We start from the raw sequence: 19,395 nt of genomic DNA on the forward strand, positions 1-19,395 counted from the left end.
CGAGGGTCCCCGTCAACGCAGAATCCATCGCGTCATGATCCCCCTATCCACCGTTAGATGGACCCGACGCAGACCTGACAGGGATAGGCTGCCCCAGGTGAGTGAAGACCCAGCCACGCCGGGCCCCGACCAGATGCGCGTGTCGGACGCTGATCGGGAGCAGGTCGCGCAGGTCCTGCACCAGGCCCTGTCCGAAGGCCGCATCACGATCAACGAGCTGGAGGAGCGGCTTTCCAGCGTCTACTCCGCGAAAACGTTCGCCGACCTGAAACCGGTGACCGCCGATCTGCCGGGCAGCGCCGCGCTCGCCACCAGCGCGTCGGCCTCACTGCAGGCCGCCCCCTCGCGCGCGCTCGGGTTGCCGGACAACCGCATCGGCGGGCATCCCGGTTCCGCCGTGTCGATCGGCGTGATGTCCGGGGCCGTGCGCAAGGGCAGCTGGGTTCTCCCGCAGCAGCACACGACTTTCGCGTTCTGGGGCGGTGCCGAGATCGACCTGCGCAGCGCCCGGTTCGCGGAGAAGTCGTGCACGATCACCGCGGTGGCGATCATGGGCGGGATCGAGATCACCGTCCCGGACGACATCAACGTGAATGTCACCGGCATCGGGTTCATGGGCGCGTTCATGCTGGAGGACAAGTCCGGTGCGCCGCCCGCGCCGCCGACCGCCCCGACCGTGACGATCAACGGCCTCGGCTTCTGGGGTGGCGTCGTCGTGTACCGCAAGCCGGCCAAGGACTCGAACGCACCGCAGATCGAGTCCTGAACCCGGCTGCACACGACACCGACAAAAACCGCCGCTCGCACCGCGCGACTGTGGACAACCGAGCGGCCGTGACCAGCTGTCCACAGATTCCAGTGAGCGCTCCGGCGCCTGCTGTCGCGCACCTACACTCAGCGGTATGACAGCTACCACCAGCCCGTCAGCGGCACCGGACACCCCGTCGCCGCTGACGGACGTCACTCGCGACGAAGCGAGCCTGCGGCGGTTCCTGCACGGGCTGCCCGGTGTCGACCAGGTCGGCGTCGAGCAGCGCGCAGCGGGACTCGCGACCCGGAGCATCAAAAAAGAAGCCAAGCGGTGGGCGATCGACACCGCGGTGTCGATGGTCGACCTGACCACGCTCGAAGGAGCCGACACCCGCGGCAAGGTCCGAGGCCTCGCCGCCAAGGCGATGCGGCCGGACCCCGAACGGCAGGACTGCCCGCGCGTCGCGGCCGTGTGCGTGTACCCGGACCTGGTGGAGACGGCCGTCGAAGCGCTCGCGGGCAGTGGCGTGCGGGTGGCGAGCGTCGCCACCGGCTTCCCGGCTGGCCGCACGAGCCGCGAAGTGAAGCTGGCCGACACGCGGCTGGCCGTCGAGGCCGGCGCGGACGAGGTCGACATGGTGATCGACCGCGGAGCCTTCCTCGAAGGCCGCTACCTGGAAGTGTTCGACGAGATCCGCGCCGTGAAAGAAGCCTGCGGCTCGGCACACCTGAAGGTGATCCTCGAAACGGGCGAGCTGGCGACGTACGACAACGTGCGCCGCGCGTCCTGGCTCGCGCTGCTGGCGGGCGGGGACTTCATCAAGACGTCCACCGGAAAGGTCTCGCCCGCAGCGACGCTGCCGGTCACGCACGTGATGCTGCAGGCGGTGCACGACTGGCACGAGCGCACCGGCGAACTGCGCAGCGTCAAGCCCGCGGGCGGGATCCGGACGACGAAGGACGCGATCAAGTACCTCGTCGCCGTGCACGAGGTCGCGGGCGAGCAGTGGCTCACGCCGGAGCTGTTCCGGTTCGGCGCGTCGAGCCTGCTCAACGACCTGCTGCTGCAGCGGCGCACCCAGGTGGACGGCCACTACAGCGGCCCTGACTACGTGACGGTGGACTGACATGGGCATCTTCGAATACGCGCCCGCGCCGGAATCGCGCGCACTGGCCAATCTGAAAGAACACTACAAGCCGTTCGTCAACGGCGAATTCGTCGACGGCTCGGGCGAGCCGCTGAAGACGATCAACCCGGCCACAGAGGAGATCCTCGCCGAGGTCGGCACCGCGTCGGAGTCCGATGTGGACACCGCGGTGAAGGCCGCGCGCAAGGCGTACACGTCGGTCTGGTCGAAAATGCCGGGCACGGAACGGGCGAAATATCTCTTCCGCATCGCGCGGCTGATCCAGGAACGCTCGCGCGAACTGGCGGTGCTGGAGACGCTGGACAACGGGAAGCCGATCAAGGAGTCGCGCGATTCCGACGTGCCTACCGCGGCCGCGCATTTCTTCTACCACGCGGGCTGGGCGGACAAGCTCGGTTACGCGGGCTACGGCCCGGACCCGAAGCCGCTCGGCGTCGCGGGCCAGGTGATCCCGTGGAACTTCCCGCTGCTGATGCTGGCGTGGAAGATCGCCCCGGCGCTGGCCACCGGCAACACCGTGGTGCTCAAGCCCGCTGAGACCACCCCGCTGACCGCGCTGGTCTTCGCCGAGATCTGCCAGCAGGCGGAGCTGCCGCCGGGCGTGGTGAACATCCTGCCCGGAGCGGGCGACATCGGAGCGTCCATTGTGGAGCATCCGGACGTCGACAAGATCGCGTTCACCGGCTCCACGGAGGTCGGCAAGCTGATCCAGCGCACCGTCGCGGGCACCCGCAAGAAGCTGACGCTGGAACTCGGCGGCAAGGCGGCGAACGTGGTGTTCGACGACGCACCGCTGGACCAGGCGGTGGAGGGGATCGTCAACGGGATCTTCTTCAACCAGGGCCACGTCTGCTGCGCGGGCTCGCGGTTGCTGGTGCAGGAATCGGTGGCCGAGGAGGTGCTGGAGAAGCTCCGGTACCGGGTGTCGACGCTGCGGCTGGGCGACCCGCTGGACAAGAACACCGACGTCGGCGCGATCAACTCGGCCGAGCAGCTGGCGAAGATCCGCGGCCTGGTCGAATCCGGCGACGCGGAAGGCGCGCGGCGCTGGACCAGCCCGTGCCCGGTGCCGGACCGCGGGTTCTTCTTCGCGCCGACCGTGTTCTCCGAAGTCCACCAGTCGATGCGGATCGCCCGCGAGGAGATCTTCGGCCCGGTGCTGTCGGTCCTCACCTTCCGCACGCCGGAAGAGGCCGTGGCGAAGGCGAACAACACGCCGTACGGGCTGTCGGCGGGCATCTGGACCGAGAAGGGTTCGCGCATTCTGTGGATGGCGAACCAGCTCCGGGCCGGCGTTGTCTGGGCCAACACGTTCAACCGCTTCGACCCCGCCGCCCCGTTCGGCGGTTACCAGGAGTCCGGTTTCGGCCGCGAAGGCGGACGCACCGGTTTGGAGGCCTACCTCAATGTCTGACCGGATTTCCGTCGCCAAAACCTACAAGCTCTACATCGGCGGCAAATTCCCCCGCTCGGAATCGGGCCGGGTCTACCCCGTCACCGATGCCAAGGGCTCCTTCCTGGCCAACGCGGCCCACGCGTCGCGCAAGGATCTGCGCGACGCGGTGTCCGCCGCCCGCAAGGCTTTCCCCGGCTGGTCGTCGGCAACTGCATACAACCGAGGCCAGGTGCTCTACCGCGTGGCCGAGGTGATGGAAGGCCGCCGCGCCCAGTTCGCCGCCGAGGTAGCGGCCTGCGAAGGCGTCCCGGCGAAAAAGGCGGAGTCCCTTGTGGACGCCGCCATCGACCGTTGGGTCTGGTACGCGGGCTGGACCGACAAGATCGCGTCGGTCCTGGGTGCCGCCAACCCGGTTGCCGGCCCGTACTTCTCCTTCACCACGCCCGAGCCGACCGGCGTCGTCGGCGTCCTGGCCCCGCAAGAGTCCTCCCTGCTGGGCCTGGTGACGGTCCTGGCTCCCGTCCTCGCCACCGGCTCAACGGCGGTCCTGGTCTCCAGCGCGGAGCGCCCGCTGCCCGCGATCACGCTGTCCGAGGTCCTGGCCACCTCCGACGTCCCCGGCGGAGTCGCGAACATCCTGACCGGCCGCGCCGCGGAACTGGGCCCATGGCTGGCTTCCCACGGAGACGTCAACGCCCTGGACCCGACCGGCGCCACCTCCGAGGACCGCGTCACCCTGGCCCAGGAAGCGGCCGGGACCGTGAAACGAGTCCTGTCCGTCCCCGACGCCGAATCAGACTGGACCGCCGAACCAGACCTGTCCCGCCTCCGGCGGTACCTGGAAGCGAAAACCGTCTGGCATCCCATCGGCGTCTGACCGTCGAGTTCCACGCGAACCGCCGTTCCGGTTGCCCCGGAACGGCGGTTTTTGTTTGCCGCCGTACACGTCGCCGTCCGCGCGGGCAGGACGGCAGCCGAACACACAGCACCCCCGCTGTCCGCGATCGACCTCACCGGTCGCGGACACCGGACTCGCCTGAGGACCGCCGGGCCTCAGCATTTCGCGTCTCGACTCTATCCTTTCGCGAAATTCTCTGCCAACATGTGCCATTGGGGAAATTTCGACCGCCCCGTGTCCGGTACGGGCGCTGTCAGCACGTCAGGAGGACTCCGCATGACCCTGCATCCCGCTCAGTCCGAAGAAGCACTCGACCTCGAGTTCCTCGGCACCACCAGCGCGGGCGGCAACTGCCCCAACGCTTATCGCACCAACCGCGGCACGTACGTCGTCCAGGGATACCGGGTTACCGACGAGCAGGCGCTGCGGCAACTGCACGAACGCGGCATGCCGGACACCGAGACGGCCGTCGAAATCCCCGCCGGCCTGCTCAAGTTCTTCCCGCGGGAAGCCTGAGCACGACGGGCCTGCGCGGGCAAGGCAAGGCATCCCGGCGATTCAGAGGCACTAGCCACCCAGGATTTCTCGAAACTCGACCCCAGGTGTGGGAAGATGCCCTCGGGTTCGAGGAATTCCGCATGCGATAGCGAGGGCGAGTGCCTACCAGTTTCGAGAAACGCCGGGCAGAGCTCGGCGATCGCCTGCGCCGGCTCCGGGTCGACGCGGGCTTCGAGACGGGAAAGGACTTCGCCAAGGCCATCGGCTGGAACGCGCCCAAGGTCAGCAAGATCGAAAACGGCAGGCAGACCGTCGGCGACGACGACCTCGACGCCTGGGTCGCCGCGGTCGGCGGACCTCCGGAGCTGGCCGAACAGCTGCGGGAGCAGCTGGTCGAGGTCCGCGACGCGCACGCCAGCTGGAAAGACAAAGTCCGCGAGGGACATCGGGCCCGGCAAGAGGAATCCATTGCCCGCGAGGCGCGAGCGCTACGAATTCGCGCGGTAGACCTCAGAATTGTCTCCGGATTACTGCAAACCCCGGAGTACGCACGGCATACGCTGCTTGCCCACGCCCGGATCCACGGCGGCGACCAGGACATCACCGAGGCGGTCCGGGCGCGAATGCAACGCCAGCAGATCCTCTACGAACCCGGCCGGACCATCGAACTGCTCACCTCCGAGGCCGCGCTGCGTTATCCGAACGCGCCGCGGGACGTGATGATCGCGCAGGTGCACAAGCTGCTCGCACTGCTCGGCACCCCCAATATCCGCTTCGGGATCATCCCCGCGGACGTTGTCGTGCCCTATCCGGTCACCGCGGACTTCTGGGTCGTCGACGACGTCGCGATGGTCGAAACCCCGGAGGGCGAGCACATCGCGAGCGACGTCGACCCGTACCACGAGGTCGCGGATCTACTGTGGACAGTCGCGGCCGAGGGCGACGCGGCCCGGGCGGTGCTGCTTCGGGCGCTCGATGCGCTCACCCGCGCAGCCCCGCCCGACTGACCGCGGAGAATCCCTTACGCCGCAGGCGCTTCGCCAGACGTCAGCGCGCCGACGTCGAGCGTGTGGCTGTCCGCGTTGGCGTCCACCGCACCGAAGGTCCAGTCCACCGACACATTCGGGTCGATCGGGTCCCCGTGCGGGTTGGAGTCGGCCGGAGCGGTGACGGTCACCGCGTTCGGCGTCTGCTGCTCGTCGTCGGACCCGATCGCGGTCCAGTGCAGCGGTACGTACGCCGACGAACCGTTCGCGATCAGCACCGGCGGGGCGTCGGCCGGCGCCTCGTTGTTGACCAGGACGTTGTGGGCTCCGACCAGGTCGACATCGGCCCGGCCAGGCAAGACGCACCGTTCGCCGGGGTTCGCGGTGAACTGCAGCGCCGCCTGACGCTGGCCCGCGCCTGCGCCGCCGTAGACGAGCTTGGTGCTGAACTGATTCGCCGTGCACGGCAATGCCGACGACTCCGCGGTCGTGGCGCCGGCCGTCCCCGCGAAGAGCGCGGCAGCGCCTCCGGCGACAGCGACGGCAACGGCGATCCTGCAGATGTTCTTCATGGTCGTCCCCTCTCGTGTTTCCGGCGGCTCCGCACCGGCCTTCACGAGATAAGACGTCCGCACCCGGAAGACGATGACCCGATGTGAGATCACCCCCGCCGGGGCAACCCCGGACGGCCCGTCGCGTCCCAAAAGACGGTCAGAGCAAGTCTTCCTTGCCGATCGGCCGCCCCGGCAACGGAGTGACCGGGCCGGCGCGCAGGCCGTCGATCATGATGGCGATGCTGCGGGCGGTCGCCAGCTCCGGCATCTTCAGCCGATGCGCGGGCAACTGCCGCACGATGCGGGCGAACAGCACCGCGACGTCACCCGCGCCCACGTCTTTCCGCAGCGACCCCTCGGCCTGCGCCCGGAGCACCAGGTCATCGACCTCAAGCAGAACCGCTTCGCGCAGGCGAGCCACCTCGGGGTCATTCTTGAGAATTTCGTGCGCACGCTGCGACAGCATCGCCAGCTGCATCGACAACTGCAGTTCCGCGCCTTGATACAGCAGCTGCACCAAGGCGTCCCACGCCGTCGGCGCTTCCACTGACAGCCGCTTCGCGTCGTCCAGCACGCCCGCGAAGTTGTCGACCGCCACCGCGCGGATGAGCGCGTCGCGGTCCGGGAAGCGCCGGTAGAGGGTGCCTACGCCGACACCTGCGGCGCGCGCGATCTCCTCCATCGGGACCTCGGGACCGTGGCTGGCGAAGATGGCGCGAGCCGCGGCGATGATCTGGTCGCGGTTGCGTTGCGCGTCCGCCCGCAGCGGTGTCTCGGGGTCTGCACTCATACCCGGCCTTTCCTCTTCCCGGTTGGCGCGCATTCTCGCACGCCGGACCAACTGCGCAAACGTGCCCGCAACCTGGGGCGGACAGCAATTGTCACCCCGTTGCTAGTGGACGAAGATCCTCCACTTCGGTACCTTGGGCAGTGAACCGGAATGTAATCCTCCACATTCATTCCGTAACGGGGCAAACCCACCACAGGGGGTTCAGATGACCGAAGTCGCCCAGCCCAGCCGCACACAGCCGGAGCGGGCCGCGTTCCCGATGAAGCGCACGTGCCCGTTCGCGCCGCCACCGGGCTACGACCGTTTCCGCGACGCTCGCGCGCACTACGTCGAGCTCGAACACAGCGGCCAGCGCGCCTGGGTGCTGAACCGGCACGAGGACCTCCGGGCGATGCTGAACGACCCGAGGTTCAGCTCGAACCGTTTCAACCCCGGTTTCCCGATCCTGTTCAAGGACGGCCAGCAGCGCCGCCCGAAGCTGCGCCCGTCGCTGATCGCGATGGACGCGCCGGAACACGGCCCGGCGCGGCGCAGCGTCGTCGGCGAGTTCACCGTCAAGCGGATGAAGGCGCTGCAGCCGCGCATCCAGGAGATCGTGGACCAGCACATCGACGCGATGCTGGCCGGCGACCAGCCCGCCGACCTGGTGTCGGCGCTTTCGCTTCCGGTGCCGTCCCTGGTCATCTGCGAACAGCTCGGCGTCCCGTACTCCGACCACGACTTCTTCCAGAAGCACAGCTCACAGATCCTCAACCGCGAATCGAGCGTCGAAGAGCGCGGGCACGCGGTCGAAGAGCTGCAGAATTATCTGTCCAAGCTGGTATCCCTCAAGGAAACCGCACCAGCGGACGATCTGCTCAGCCGCCAGATCGCGAAGAAGCGCGAGGAAGGCGCCTACGACCACGACGACCTCGTGTCGCTGGCTTTCCTGCTGCTCATTGCCGGACACGAGACCACGGCGAACATGATTTCACTCGGCACCGTCGCGCTGCTGGAGAACCCCGACGCGCTCGCCGCGATCAAGGAGGACCCGGGCAAAACCCTCGACGCCGTCGAAGAATTGCTGCGCTACTTCACCATCGCGGAACTCGCCACCACGCGCGTCGCGCTCGAGGACGTCGACATCGCGGGCGTCACCATCAAGGCCGGCGAGGGCGTCCTCGGCCTGAGCTACGCGGCCAACTTCGACCCCGAGGTCTTTCCCGAGCCCGAGCGGCTCGACATCACCCGCGGCGGCCGTCACCACGTCGCCTTCGGCTTCGGCGCGCACCAGTGCCTCGGCCAGAACCTCGCCCGGATGGAGCTGCAGATCGTGTTCGACACGCTCTTCCGCCGCATCCCGACGCTGCGTCTCGCCGTGCCGGTCGAGCAGTTGCCGTTCAAACACGATTCCGGCGTCTTCGGGCTGTACTGCCTCCCGGTGAGCTGGTGAAGGGGGGAAACGATGACTGCCACTGAAGAACTCCGCATGCCGGTCGCCCGCACCTGCCCGTTCTCCCAGCCGGAGCAGTACGTCCGGATGCGCGAGGAAAGCGCGCTCACCCGGGTGCAGATCCCCGGCGGCAAACAAGCCTGGGTCGCCACGCGGCACGCGGAAGCCCGGCAGATCCTCGGCGACCGCCGGTTTTCCTCCGACCGGTTCCTGCCCGGCTTCCCGTTCCTGGCCGAGGGCGGGGCCGCGATCCTCAGCAACACCAAGCAGAAAGCCATGATCGGGATGGACGCGCCCGAGCACGGCGAGGCCCGCCGGGAGGTGCTCGGCGAGTTCACCGTGAAGCGCGTCGAGGCGATGCGGCCGCGGATCCAGGAGATCGTCGACGGGCTCATCGACGAAATGCTCGCCGGGCCGAAACCGGCGGACCTGGTGGAAAAACTGTCGCTGCCGGTGCCGTCGCTGGTGATCTGCGAGCTCCTCGGCGTCCCGTACACCGATCACGATTACTTCCAGCAGCGCACGATGGCGCTCATCCGGCGCAGCACCAGTATCGAGGACCGCAAGAAGGCGTCCGAGGAACTGCGCGAGTACCTCAGCGGCCTCGTCGCGGCGAAAGAGAAAGACCCGACTGACGACCTCCTCGGCAGGCAGATCGTCAAACGCCGCGAGCAGGGCAATTACGACCACGACGCGATGATCGGGCTGGCCTTCCTGCTGCTGGTCGCCGGGCACGAGACGACCGCGAACATGATTTCGCTCGGCACCATCGGGCTGCTGGAGAATCCCGGGCAGCGCGCGACGATCGAGGCCGATCCGGGCAAGACGCTCCTCGCGGTCGAGGAACTGTTGCGCTACTTCACGATCGTCGAAGGCGCGACCGCCCGGGTCGCGACCGAGGACGTGGAGATCGGCGGCGTCACGATCAAAGCAGGCGAGGGCGTGCTCGTGCTCGGCTACGCCGCGAACTGGGACCCGGAGGTGTTCGAGAGCCCGGAAAAGCTCGACCTCGAACGCGGTGCGCGCCACCACGTCGCGTTCGGGTTCGGACCGCACCAGTGCCTCGGCCAGAACCTGGCGCGGATGGAGCTGCAGATCGTGTTCGACACGCTGTTCCGCCGCATCCCGACGCTGAAGAGCGTGCTGCCGGTCGACGAGATCCCGGTGAAGGAAGACGCCACGATCTTCGGCCTGTACCAGTTGCCGGTGACCTGGTAGAGATCAGAGTGCTCCCACCACAAGCCAGGAAGAGGCCATCATGAAGATCATCGCGGACACCGGCAAGTGCGTCGGCGCCGGCCAGTGCGTGCTCACCGAGCCCGCGCTGTTCGACCAGAGCGAGGACGACGGCACGGTCATCGTCCTCAACGACACTCCGGACGGCGAACTGGTCGAGAAGGCGCGCGAGGCCGTGAACATCTGCCCGAGCCAAGCGCTTTCGCTGGAGGAGTGACCGGCGGTCAGGACAAGCGGACGGCGGTCACCGCGGCGGTCGAGTACTTCGTCGTCAGGTGGCCGCCGCGCGCGTCGATCGCTTCGCCGACCTCGGCGAGCACCTGGTCGCGTTGCTCCGGAGTCGCCACGGTGACGCCGCCCTGCGTGGCGAGCAGGTCCAGCCACTCGTCGCGGCGGTAGTCCTGCGTCCATTCGTAATGCCAGTTCTCCGCTTCGGCGAACGCGCCGGTCCCGGCCAGGCCGGCCGCGGCCTTGTCGAGCATCGGCTGATAGGCCTGTGCGCTGGGGCTTTTCAGGTAGTTGCCGCTGAACGGCGAGTCCGGCATCGCCCGGCGCAACGCGTCCGCCAGGGCGTGCGAAATTTCTTCCGGCGGCATGAAGACGTGCCAGAACGCGACGAACCGGCCGCCCGGACGGAGCACCCGTGCGGCCTTCGCGGCTCCCGCGCCCGGCTCGACCCAGTGCCATGCCTGTCCGGACACGAGGGCGTCGAACGTCCGTCCCGCCGGGTCCCAGTCCTCGAATTTCGCGACCTCGACCGGGAAATCGCGCCGCGCGAACTCCGCCATCCGCGCGTCCGGCTCCACGCCGAGCACCACCGCGCCGCGCGCGAGGAATTGCCGCCCTTCGATGCCGGTACCGCAGCCGATGTCGAGAACTTCCTTCCCCGGGCTCGCCGCGAGGACAGCGGTCACCAACTCGTCCGGGTAACGCGGGCGGGCTCGGTCGTAGCGCTCGGGATCGACGCCGAACGATTCCGCCATGGTCCGGTGCTGATGCGGTTCGGAACCGGGTAAAGTGGGCATGTGCCCACCATAGTGGGCAAGCGCCCACTATGGCTAGAGAGGACGGTCGAGTTGCCCACCGGGATCCATCTCCGCGACGTGCGCGCCCAGCTTTTCGATGCCGCGGAACGGGTTTTGCTGCGCGAAGGGCCGAGCGGACTCACCAGCCGCGCCGTCACCACCGAAGCGGATTGCGCGAAGGGCGTGCTGCACCGGCATTTCGAGGATTTCGACGCGTTCCTCGCCGCTCTGGTGCTCGACCGGATCCATCGGCTCGAAGCCCGCGCGGACGACCTGCGCGCCGGAGCCGGAACCGGCGACGTGGTCGAAACGGTGGCCGAGGTGCTCACCGAAGTCTTCTCGTCAGTCGCGGTGTCGATCGTCGCCCTGATCACCTTCCGCGACGAACTCCGGCACCGGCTCCGGGCGGCGCGGCCGGGCCCGGGGATTCCGCTGGCGACCGACGCGGCGAACGTGCTCGCGGATTACCTTGCCGCGGAACGAAACCTCGGCCGGCTCGCTCCGGATGCCGATGTACAGACGTTGGCTCCGACGCTCATCGGGGCGGGTCATCTGCTCTTCGCCGATCGGACTGGGGAGCCTCCGAGCGAGGAAGCCGTCCGGCAGATGGCGGCCACCGTCCTCGCCGGAGCCCTCCGCTGACTCAGCCAAGACCTGTCGCGAGCGCGGCAATCGACAGCGCCAAGGCACCGAGCGCGCCGACCGCTCCGTACCGCGTCAACGTGCGCCGGTCATCGCTGCGCCTGAGGTAAAGCGCGGCGGCTCCGGCGAACGCGAGACCACCCGCGATGAACCACGGCCCCCAGAGGTAGAGATACCAGTTGACCAGCGCAGTGGGTTCGACCGCGAAGGCTCCCGTCTTGACCAGCACGCCCTGCACGACGAACAGCCCGCCGTGCCAGGTCAGCAGGATCGCCGCACCACCGCCGCAGAGCACCATCGCCCGGCTGAGCCATCGGCCGAGCGGCCGGGTCAGACTGACGCCGATCACGGCACCGAAAACCTTCAGCAGACCAGTGATCACCAGGACGGCCACGAACCACGGCACCCGGTCCTGCGCCAGTTTGACCAGCGGCGGCGACACCGTCGATTGCGCGCCGAAGGTGTTGCCGGTCGCCCAGACGAAGCTGGGGACCGCGAACAGCAATCCCCAGGCCGCGGCGACGTAACCCGGCCACTTGCTCAGCTCCGCTTGCTTCAGCGACATGCGCCAAGCCTCGCGCGAAATGCAGCGGAAAGGATCGGGCGCGCGGGGGAGGCATCTCCCCCGTGAGAGCTAGGTGTCGGTGCCGGAGAGCACCGGCACCGACACCTCCGCTCAGCCCAGCCGCAGCGTCGTCTTCGGATCGAACGCGTGCGTCTCGCCCTCGCCGCGCAACGCCACCCGGACGTTGTCGCCGATCCGGGGCGGTGTCCGTCCGTCGACCCGGACCACGAATCGGTCGTCCCCGACCTTGCCGTGCAGGTACGCGTCCGCGCCCAGTTCTTCGACCAGCTCCACCACCAGCTCGAAGCCCTCGTCCGCCTCGCCGACCAGGCGCAGCGACTCCGGCCGGATCCCGAAGACGATCTCGGACAGCCCAGCCGCCGCTGTCCGCACCTCGGTGGGCAGCGGCACCACCAGGTCGCCCAGCTGAACGCCGCCGTCGGTCAGGGGCAGGGTCGCCAGGTTCATCGCCGGCGACCCGATGAAACCGGCCACGAACGAGTTCGCCGGCTTCTCGTACAACGACCGCGGCGAATCGCATTGCTGCAGCACGCCGTCCTTCAGCACCGCTACCCGGTCGCCCATCGTCATGGCCTCGACCTGGTCGTGGGTCACGTAGATGGTCGTCGTGCCGAGCCGTTGCTGCAGTTTCGCGATGTTGGCCCGGGTTTCCACGCGCAGTTTCGCGTCCAGGTTGGACAGTGGCTCGTCCATCAGGAACACGCTCGGCTCGCGCACGATCGCCCGGCCCATCGCGACCCGCTGCCGCTGCCCGCCGGACAACGCCTTCGGCTTGCGGTCGAGGTACCGCGACAGGTCGAGCATCGTCGCGGCCTCGTCGACCCGCTTCTTGATGTCGGCCGACGAGAAACCGCGCAATTTCAACGCGAAACCCATGTTGTCGGCGACCGTCATGTGCGGGTACAGCGCGTAGGACTGGAACACCATCGCGATGTCGCGGTCCTTCGGCGGCAGGTCGGTCACGTCGCGGTCGCCGATCCGGATCGAGCCCTCGTTGACGTCTTCCAGTCCGGCGAGCATCCGCAGCGCGGTGGACTTGCCCGAACCGGACGGGCCGACGAGCACGAGAAATTCGCCGTCCGGGACCTCGAGGCTCAGCTGGTCGACCGCGCGGACGCCCGGGTTCCCGGGGTAGATACGCGACGCCTGGTCGTAGATCACTTCAGCGGACATCTGCGTTCTCCCTTACTTCACAGCGCCCATGGACAGCCCGCGCACCAAATGGTTCTGCGCGATCCAGCCCACGATCATCACCGGCAGCGAGGCCAGCAGCGCGGCGGCGGACAGCTGGGCCCAGTACAGGCCCTCGCTCGTGATGAAGCCGACCAGGAACACCGGCACGGTGCCGGCGCGGGCGGCGGTGAGGTTGACCGCGTAGAAGAACTCCGTCCAGGAGAAGATCACGCAGATCAGCGCGGTCGCGGCGATTCCCGGCGCGACCACCGGCATGATGATCTTGCGGAGCAGCGTCGGCAGATTCGCGCCGTCGATCCGCGCCGCCTCGATCATTTCGCCGGGCACTTCCAGGAAGAACGACCGCATCATCCAGATCGCGAGCGGCAGGTTCATCGCGGTGTACAGGATGATCAGCGCCCACACCGTGTCCAGCAGGTTGGTGTTCTGCGAGATGACGTACAGCGGGATGATCGCGGCCACGATCGGCAGCATCTTGGTCGACAGGAAGAAGCCCAGCGCGTTCTTCGTGCCCTTGACCGGGGCCAGCGACAGCGCGTACGCGGCCGGAATTCCCAGCAGCAGCACGAGCAGCGTCGAGATCACCGTGACGAACGCCGAATTTCCCAGGTACGGCAGGAAACCGCTGTTGAGGACGTTCGAGATCTGGTCGAACGTCGGGCTGAAGAACAGCTTCGGCGGATCGGTGTAGGCGTCGTTTTCCTGTTTGAACGCGGTGAGAATCATCCACAGCAACGGGAAAACGAAGAGGATCGCGACGATCCAGGTCGCGACGGTCAGCGTGCCCGGACCGTAGCGGCGTTTGGTCCTGCGCCGAGGAGGCGGCGCGGTGTCGGTGGCGGCGGGCGACGCGGTGGCGGTTGCGGTGCTCACTTGACTCCTCCGTCCACGGAGAACGCGCGGAACATCAGCCGCAGCGCGAACGTGGCGACGATCATCGTCAGGATGACCACCACGACGCCCATCGCGGACGACTGTCCGATGTCGAAGCCCTCGAACGCGCGCTGGTAGATGTAGAACGGCAGGTTCGTGCTGGCCGTGCCCGGACCGCCTTGCGTCATCAGGAAGATCGCGTCGAAACTGTTCACGATGTAGATCGCGCCGAGCAGCGTGGCCAGTTGCAGGAACCGCGACAGATGCGGCAGCGTGATCGACACGAAGGTGCGCCAGCGGCTCGCGCCGTCCACCGACGCCGCCTCCAGCACCTCCTTCGACTGGCTCTGCAGCCCGGCGAGGATCAGCAGCGTCATGAACGGCGTCCACTGCCAGATGATCTGCGCCATCACCGCGGCCAGCGGGAACTGCGAAAGCCAGTCCGTGTCCGTGCCGAACACGAAATGCAGCAGCCCGTACGTCGGGTCGAACATTGTCGTCTTCCACAGCAGCGCACCGGCCGCCGGGAGGATCAGGAACGGTGTGATCAGCAGCGTCCGGACAAAGCCGCGACCGAAGAACTTCCGGTCCAGCAGGACGGCGAGCCCGAGCCCGAGCAACAGCGAAAGGAACACGCAAACCACGGTGAGCACCACTGTGTTCAGCAGCGCGCCGAGGAACGTCGTGTCGGTGAAGACGTCGATGTAGTTGCGGAACCCGACGAAATGCCGCGAGCCCGGCCGCACCAGGTTCCACGACTGGAACGAGTAGAACACGGTGAGCAGGAAGGGAATCTGCGTCACCGCGATCACGAAGATCAGCGCGGGCAGCAGCGGCAGCCGTCGTTTCCCGGCCGAACCGGTCACTTTCCTCGCAGCGGGCTTCACGGTCGCCGGCGCGGTTCCGGCGGGGACGGAGAGGGTGCTCATCGCTGCACCTCCTGATAGGACTTTCCGACGGATTCCGCGTATTTCTGCGATTGCGCGAGCGCGTCGGCGACGGAGGTCTGACCGGCGATCGCGGCGGACAGCTGCTGGCTCACCCGGGTGCCGAGGTCCTGGAACTCCGGGATCCCGACGAACTGGATGCCCGGGTACGGCACCGGGTTCGCCATCGTCTTCTGCTGGTTGGCCGCCGCGATGCCGTCCAGCGTCGGCTGGGCGTAGGCCTTCGCGGCTTCCTTGTACTGCGGGATCTCATAGGTCGACTTGCGCGTGCCCGGCGGCACCCGGTTCCAGCCGTAGGTCTCGCCGACCTTCTTCGCGTACTCCTTGTTCGTCATCCACGCCATGAACTTCCAGGCGTCGTCCTTGTTCTTGCCGACCTTCGGAATGCCCAGCGCCCAGGTGTAGAGCCAGCCGCTCGCCTGGGTCTTCTCCACCGGAGCGGCGGCGTAGCCGTTCTTGCCGACGACGTGGCTGGTCTTCGGGTCTTCCGTGGTGCCGGTCATCGACGTGGCGTCGTACCACATCGCCGCGTTGCCCTGGGCGTACTTCGTGCCGCATTCGGTGAACCCGGCGCTGGAAGCGCCGACCTCGCCGTGTTCGCGCAGCAGGTTCACGTAGAAGTTAGCCGCCTGGGTGAACTCCGGGCTGGTCAGCTTCGCGTTCCAGTTCTTGTCGAACCATTGCGCGCCGAAGGTGTTCGCCACCGTCGTGAACGGCGCGAGGCTCTCGCCCCAGCCCGGCTTGCCACGCAGGCAGATCCCGGCTACACCGGCCTTCTTGTCGTCGAGTTTCGCGGCGAAATCGGCGATCTGCTCCCACGTCGGATGCGCCGGCATGTTCAGCCCGGCCTTCTGGAACAGGTCCTTGCGATAGACCACAAAGGACGATTCGCCGTAGAACGGCACCGCGTACATCTGGTTCTCATACGACAGCGACTGCCGGATGCTCGGGATGAAGTCGGCTTCGTCGTACCCCGGCGTCGCCTTCATGTGCGGTTCGAGGTTCTCCAGCCAGCCGTTGGCCGCCCATTGCGGAGCCTCGTAATTGCTGATCATCACCACGTCGAACTCGCCGCCCTGGGTGGCGGTGGACGCGGTGATCTTCGCCCTTGCCTCGTTTTCCGGCAGGGAGACGAACTTGAGCTTGATCCCGGGGTTGGCCTGCTCGAACTCGCCCTTGAGCGAGATGGCGTCCTTCATCTGCGGATTGGACACGATCGCGACGACCAGTGTCCGCCCGCCGGTGCCGAGCGCCCCGGCTCCGGCGCATCCCGTCACTAACAACGCTGTCGCGGCCAGGAGGCACAGGAGTTTACGCACCGCCACCACCTCCGGGCAGCACCTGGATCTTGAGGCCGGACCCGCTGCGCATCTTCGCCAGCGCCTCGGGGTACTGCTCGAGCGGAAGCGTGTCGGTGATCAGCGCTTCGGTGTCGATGTAGCCGTTCGCGACCAGGTCGAGCGCGTTGCCGTAGCTGTTCAGCACGGCCATCGAACCGACGATGGTGATTTCGTCGTTGTAGATGCGGAAGGGCGAAAGCGCGACACGTGCTTCGGCCGGGGCGACCCCGAACACGAGCAACCGGCCACCGCGGTGAAGCGCGTTGAACGCGGCCTCGATGGCGGGTGCCGCGCCAGTGCAGTCCACCGCGGCGTCGAAGCGCTCCTCGTCCAATTCGGACACATCGGAGGCCACCGCGGTCGCGCCGAGGTCGGTCGCGCGAGGCAGCCGTGCGGCGTTGCGGTCGACCATCGTCACGTGCGCGCCCGCACGGAGCAGCAGCTGCTGCATGATCAGGCCCATCGTGCCCGCGCCGACCACGAGGAAACGTTCGCCCGCCTCCACGCCGATCCGGCGCACGCCGTGCACCGCACAGGAAACGGGTTCGACCAGCGCGCCCTGTTCCCAGGTCATCGAGTCGGGCATCCGGTAGCAGGTGTCGGCGGGCACCGCGACGTACTCGGCGAACGCGCCGTTGACCGTGTCGCCGGTGGCGTTCCAGTTCGCGCAGAGGTTGCCGTGCCCGGAACGGCACGGGGTGCAGTATCCGCAGTAGATCGACGGGTCGACCGCGACCCGGTCGCCGAGCTTCCACTCGGCGGGCACGTCCGCGCCGAGTTCGACGATCTCCCCGGAGAACTCGTGCCCGGGAACGATGGGATACGGGGTCGGCGGGAAGTGGCCGTCGGCGATGTGCAGGTCCGTGCCGCAGATCCCGCAGGCACCCACCTTCACGACGACCTGGCGCTCCCCGGGCTTCGGATCGGGAACCTCGCCGACCCGGATCTCCCCGGGCCGGTCCACGATCGCGGCGCGCATGCGTCATCACCTTCCAAGGTGCTCATTTGAGCGATTTTGACTTATGCCGTAGTAACATGCGTAGGCATTAGAGGCCGCAACCTGGGGATCCGTCAACCAGCAAAGCTCATTTTTGCGCTATCCTGCTCATGTGAGCAGGAAAAAGGGGTCACCGCCGCTGACCGAGACGCTGTTGCTGGCGACCATGGCCAGGCGGTTCTACGTGCAGGGCGCCTCGAAGCTGGAGATCGCCGAGGAGTTCGGCGTGAGCCGCTTCAAGGTCGCGCGGATGCTGGACACGGCGCTCGAAAGCGGGCTGGTGCGGATCGAGTTCGACCTGCCCGCGCCGATCGACGTCGAACTGTCCGACGACATCCGCCGCGCCTACCGGCTGGACCGCGTGCTCGTGCTCGAACGAGCAGCCGAGAAGGAACCGAGGGAGATCGTCCGCACGAAGGTCGGCGCGCTGGCCGCCCGGCTGCTGGAGGAGATCGCCACCCCGGACGACGTCATCGGGCTGTCCTGGGCGCGGTCGGTCAACGCGATGACCGAGGCGATCCGGACCCTGCCGCGCTGCCCGATCGTGCAGTTGTGCGGAGTGCAGGCGGGGATGGACATGCGCGGCCGTTCGGTGGAGACGGTCAGCCGCGTGACGTCGGTGTCCGGCGGCGATTCGTACCCGATTTTCGGCCCGCTCGTCCTGCCCGACCGGCGGACCACCGAGATCCTGCGGCACCAGCCGGGCATCGCGGAAACGTTCGCGCAGTTCGGGAAACTCACCAAGGCCGTGGTGAGCATCGGTTCGTGGGAGGCCGGGGAGTCCACTGTGTACGACGCCCTGGACGAGGCCGAACGCGCCGCCATCGCCGCCCGGGGCGCGACCGCCGAGGTCGCCGCGCGGCTGTTCGACGCGGACGGCAACTCGCTCGGCACCGGACTGGCGCACCACGTGCTCGCGATCAGCCACGAGGAGCTGATGGCGGTCCCCGAGGTGATCGCGATCGGTTACAGCCGGCCGAAAGCCGAGGCCGTGGACGCCGTGCTGCGGTCCGGGCTGGTGTCGACACTGGTCACCGACGCCGCGGCGGCCGTACCGCTGCTCGAACTAGCGCGAGCGAGGCCGTTGCCCTCGTGAGCTAGCTGCGCTTCGAGCACCTGATCGCCGTATTCCGCCGCCCAGCGCCCGAATCCCTCGATCGGCCCGAGGAAACTCACCCCGAGTTCGGTGAGCTGATATGCCCCCGAAGCGCGCTCGACGAGCCCGTCGCGTTCCAGCTTGCGCACCGCCTCGGTGAGCACCTTCGCGCTGATCCCGCCGATGCGCGTGCGCAGCTCGCCGTGCCGCAGCGGGCCGTTCTTCAACGCCCACAGCACGACCGGATGCCACGTGTTGCCCACCAGGTCGAATGCGAGCCGGGTGCGGCAGTCGGCGATGAACTCCATAGTTACCTTTCGGTTCCTGCCGTGGTCCATAACGTCGCTTCCGTACAACCACGCGACGACAGGAGACCTTCCCATGCGCATCGCCCTCTTCGGCACCGGCGGCATGGCGTCCGCCCTCGGCGGCCAATGGACCCGGCACGACCTGACCGTGTCCGGCCGCTCCCCTTCGCACGCCGCCGCCCTGGCAGCGGAACTCGGTGCGGAGGTTCTGTCTTGGGCCGACGCCGCCGCCCGAGCGGACGCCATTCTGCTGGCCGTCCCCACCACCGCCCTCGAAGCCCTGCTCACTCCCCTCGACCTGTCCGGCAAAGTCCTGATCGACTGCACCAACACGCCCGGCGCGACCGGCGAACCGATGGCCGCTCGCATCGCCGGATACGCCCCGGGTGCATCGGTGGTGAAGGCGTTCAACCTCGCGCACGTGGACGTCTGGCGGATGACCCCGCCGCTGTTCGAAGGCCGCCCGCTCGGCGTCCCGCTCTGTGGTGCCCCGGAGGCTGTCGCCGTGGCCACTGAGTTGGTCCGAGACGTCGGCTGCACTCCCCTGCCCGCTGGCGGACTGGACCGAGCCGCCCTGCTGGAAGCCGCGGCCGGGCTGGCGATCGGCCTGTGGTTCGACGGCCTGGACGCGCGATCCATGCTCATGAGCGCCTGAATCGCCTGTCACGACCGACTGCGCACGCATTTCTGTCCACAGTG

Annotated in this window: 21 protein-coding genes and 1 pseudogene; 12 read left to right on the forward strand and 10 right to left on the reverse strand. The window is 67.8% G+C overall.

Features of this window, described 5'->3' with window-relative positions; all coding sequences use genetic code 11:
- Positions 1–133: 133 nt before the first annotated feature.
- The 6 genes from H5411_RS19460 to H5411_RS19485 all read left to right on the forward strand — a co-directional run bounded on the left by H5411_RS19460 (position 134) and on the right by H5411_RS19485 (position 5,697).
- Positions 134–766 carry a DUF1707 SHOCT-like domain-containing protein gene (locus H5411_RS19460; protein WP_101435873.1) on the forward strand — a complete coding sequence of 211 codons (633 nt, stop codon included), beginning with the start codon at positions 134–136 and terminating at the stop codon, positions 764–766.
- A gap of 136 nt (positions 767–902) precedes the next feature.
- Complete coding sequence (gene deoC, locus H5411_RS19465; protein ID WP_183124560.1) at positions 903–1,877, forward strand: deoxyribose-phosphate aldolase; 975 nt, start codon at positions 903–905, stop codon at positions 1,875–1,877.
- 1 nt (position 1,878) lies between these two features.
- Complete coding sequence (locus H5411_RS19470) at positions 1,879–3,312, forward strand: aldehyde dehydrogenase family protein (protein ID WP_101435875.1); 1,434 nt, start codon at positions 1,879–1,881, stop codon at positions 3,310–3,312.
- Entirely contained in the window at positions 3,305–4,171 is an 867-nt protein-coding gene (locus tag H5411_RS19475; RefSeq protein WP_101435876.1) for an aldehyde dehydrogenase family protein, read from the forward strand. The genes H5411_RS19470 and H5411_RS19475 overlap by 8 nt, the downstream gene beginning before the upstream one ends.
- Before the next feature lie 297 nt (positions 4,172–4,468).
- On the forward strand, positions 4,469–4,708 hold the full coding sequence (locus H5411_RS19480; protein ID WP_101435877.1) for a hypothetical protein: 240 nt from the start codon (positions 4,469–4,471) through the stop codon (positions 4,706–4,708).
- Positions 4,709–4,848: 140 nt separating this feature from the next.
- On the forward strand, positions 4,849–5,697 hold the full coding sequence (locus H5411_RS19485) for a helix-turn-helix domain-containing protein (RefSeq protein WP_101435878.1): 849 nt from the start codon (positions 4,849–4,851) through the stop codon (positions 5,695–5,697).
- Positions 5,698–5,711: 14 nt separating this feature from the next.
- Here the strand turns inward: H5411_RS19485 and H5411_RS19490 are convergent, their stop codons facing one another.
- Together H5411_RS19490 and H5411_RS19495 are read right to left on the reverse strand one after the other, a co-directional pair.
- Positions 5,712–6,248: a DUF4232 domain-containing protein gene (locus tag H5411_RS19490; protein ID WP_101435879.1), complete on the reverse strand. Its 537-nt coding sequence runs from the start codon at positions 6,246–6,248 to the stop codon at positions 5,712–5,714.
- Between the two features lie 139 nt (positions 6,249–6,387).
- On the reverse strand, positions 6,388–7,020 hold the full coding sequence (locus H5411_RS19495; protein ID WP_101435880.1) for a TetR/AcrR family transcriptional regulator: 633 nt from the start codon (positions 7,018–7,020) through the stop codon (positions 6,388–6,390).
- A 205-nt stretch (positions 7,021–7,225) separates the two neighbouring features.
- On the opposite strand from H5411_RS19495, the gene H5411_RS19500 reads away from it, so the two are divergent.
- From H5411_RS19500 to H5411_RS19510, 3 genes are read left to right on the forward strand one after another with little or no spacing between them, the layout of a single operon-like run.
- On the forward strand, positions 7,226–8,452 hold the full coding sequence (locus tag H5411_RS19500; RefSeq protein WP_183124561.1) for a cytochrome P450: 1,227 nt from the start codon (positions 7,226–7,228) through the stop codon (positions 8,450–8,452).
- Between the two features lie 12 nt (positions 8,453–8,464).
- A complete protein-coding gene (locus tag H5411_RS19505; RefSeq protein WP_183124562.1) occupies positions 8,465–9,670 on the forward strand; it encodes a cytochrome P450 in 1,206 nt (401 codons plus the stop codon).
- A 40-nt stretch (positions 9,671–9,710) separates the two neighbouring features.
- Positions 9,711–9,905, forward strand: a complete 195-nt coding sequence (locus H5411_RS19510; RefSeq protein ID WP_037356317.1) for a ferredoxin — start codon at positions 9,711–9,713, stop codon at positions 9,903–9,905.
- A gap of 7 nt (positions 9,906–9,912) precedes the next feature.
- Here the strand turns inward: H5411_RS19510 and H5411_RS19515 are convergent, their stop codons facing one another.
- On the reverse strand, positions 9,913–10,713 hold the full coding sequence (locus tag H5411_RS19515; protein WP_183124563.1) for a class I SAM-dependent methyltransferase: 801 nt from the start codon (positions 10,711–10,713) through the stop codon (positions 9,913–9,915).
- A 51-nt stretch (positions 10,714–10,764) separates the two neighbouring features.
- On the opposite strand from H5411_RS19515, the gene H5411_RS19520 reads away from it, so the two are divergent.
- Positions 10,765–11,355, forward strand: a complete 591-nt coding sequence (locus H5411_RS19520; protein ID WP_101435883.1) for a TetR/AcrR family transcriptional regulator — start codon at positions 10,765–10,767, stop codon at positions 11,353–11,355.
- A 1-nt stretch (position 11,356) separates the two neighbouring features.
- Here the strand turns inward: H5411_RS19520 and H5411_RS19525 are convergent, their stop codons facing one another.
- The 6 genes from H5411_RS19525 to H5411_RS19550 form a co-directional block, all read right to left on the reverse strand.
- Positions 11,357–11,920 carry a DUF3995 domain-containing protein gene (locus tag H5411_RS19525; RefSeq protein ID WP_183124564.1) on the reverse strand — a complete coding sequence of 188 codons (564 nt, stop codon included), beginning with the start codon at positions 11,918–11,920 and terminating at the stop codon, positions 11,357–11,359.
- A gap of 111 nt (positions 11,921–12,031) precedes the next feature.
- Positions 12,032–13,114 carry an ABC transporter ATP-binding protein gene (locus H5411_RS19530; protein WP_101435885.1) on the reverse strand — a complete coding sequence of 361 codons (1,083 nt, stop codon included), beginning with the start codon at positions 13,112–13,114 and terminating at the stop codon, positions 12,032–12,034.
- Positions 13,115–13,126: 12 nt separating this feature from the next.
- A complete protein-coding gene (locus tag H5411_RS19535) occupies positions 13,127–13,915 on the reverse strand; it encodes a carbohydrate ABC transporter permease (protein ID WP_101440804.1) in 789 nt (262 codons plus the stop codon).
- A gap of 89 nt (positions 13,916–14,004) precedes the next feature.
- The gene (locus tag H5411_RS19540) at positions 14,005–14,937 is read right to left on the reverse strand and encodes a carbohydrate ABC transporter permease (RefSeq protein WP_183124565.1); all 933 of its coding nucleotides are present in this window, start codon (positions 14,935–14,937) and stop codon (positions 14,005–14,007) included.
- On the reverse strand, positions 14,934–16,280 hold the full coding sequence (locus H5411_RS19545; RefSeq protein ID WP_101440805.1) for an ABC transporter substrate-binding protein: 1,347 nt from the start codon (positions 16,278–16,280) through the stop codon (positions 14,934–14,936). Before H5411_RS19545 ends, H5411_RS19540 begins: the two co-directional genes overlap by 4 nt.
- On the reverse strand, positions 16,267–17,274 hold the full coding sequence (locus H5411_RS19550) for a zinc-dependent alcohol dehydrogenase family protein (RefSeq protein ID WP_183124566.1): 1,008 nt from the start codon (positions 17,272–17,274) through the stop codon (positions 16,267–16,269). The genes H5411_RS19545 and H5411_RS19550 overlap by 14 nt, the downstream gene beginning before the upstream one ends.
- A 184-nt stretch (positions 17,275–17,458) precedes the next feature.
- On the opposite strand from H5411_RS19550, the gene H5411_RS19555 reads away from it, so the two are divergent.
- Positions 17,459–18,388: a sugar-binding transcriptional regulator gene (locus H5411_RS19555; RefSeq protein WP_220817165.1), complete on the forward strand. Its 930-nt coding sequence runs from the start codon at positions 17,459–17,461 to the stop codon at positions 18,386–18,388.
- Positions 18,389–18,393: 5 nt separating this feature from the next.
- Here the strand turns inward: H5411_RS19555 and H5411_RS19560 are convergent.
- Positions 18,394–18,696, reverse strand: a pseudogene (locus H5411_RS19560) (winged helix-turn-helix transcriptional regulator); the annotation flags it as partial.
- Between the two features lie 73 nt (positions 18,697–18,769).
- Here H5411_RS19560 and H5411_RS19565 point away from each other — a divergent pair.
- The gene (locus tag H5411_RS19565; protein WP_183124568.1) at positions 18,770–19,351 is read left to right on the forward strand and encodes an NAD(P)-binding domain-containing protein; all 582 of its coding nucleotides are present in this window, start codon (positions 18,770–18,772) and stop codon (positions 19,349–19,351) included.
- Positions 19,352–19,395 lie beyond the last annotated feature (44 nt).

The organism is Amycolatopsis echigonensis (genome assembly GCF_014174495.1).
GTDB classification, from domain to species: domain Bacteria; phylum Actinomycetota; class Actinomycetes; order Mycobacteriales; family Pseudonocardiaceae; genus Amycolatopsis; species Amycolatopsis echigonensis.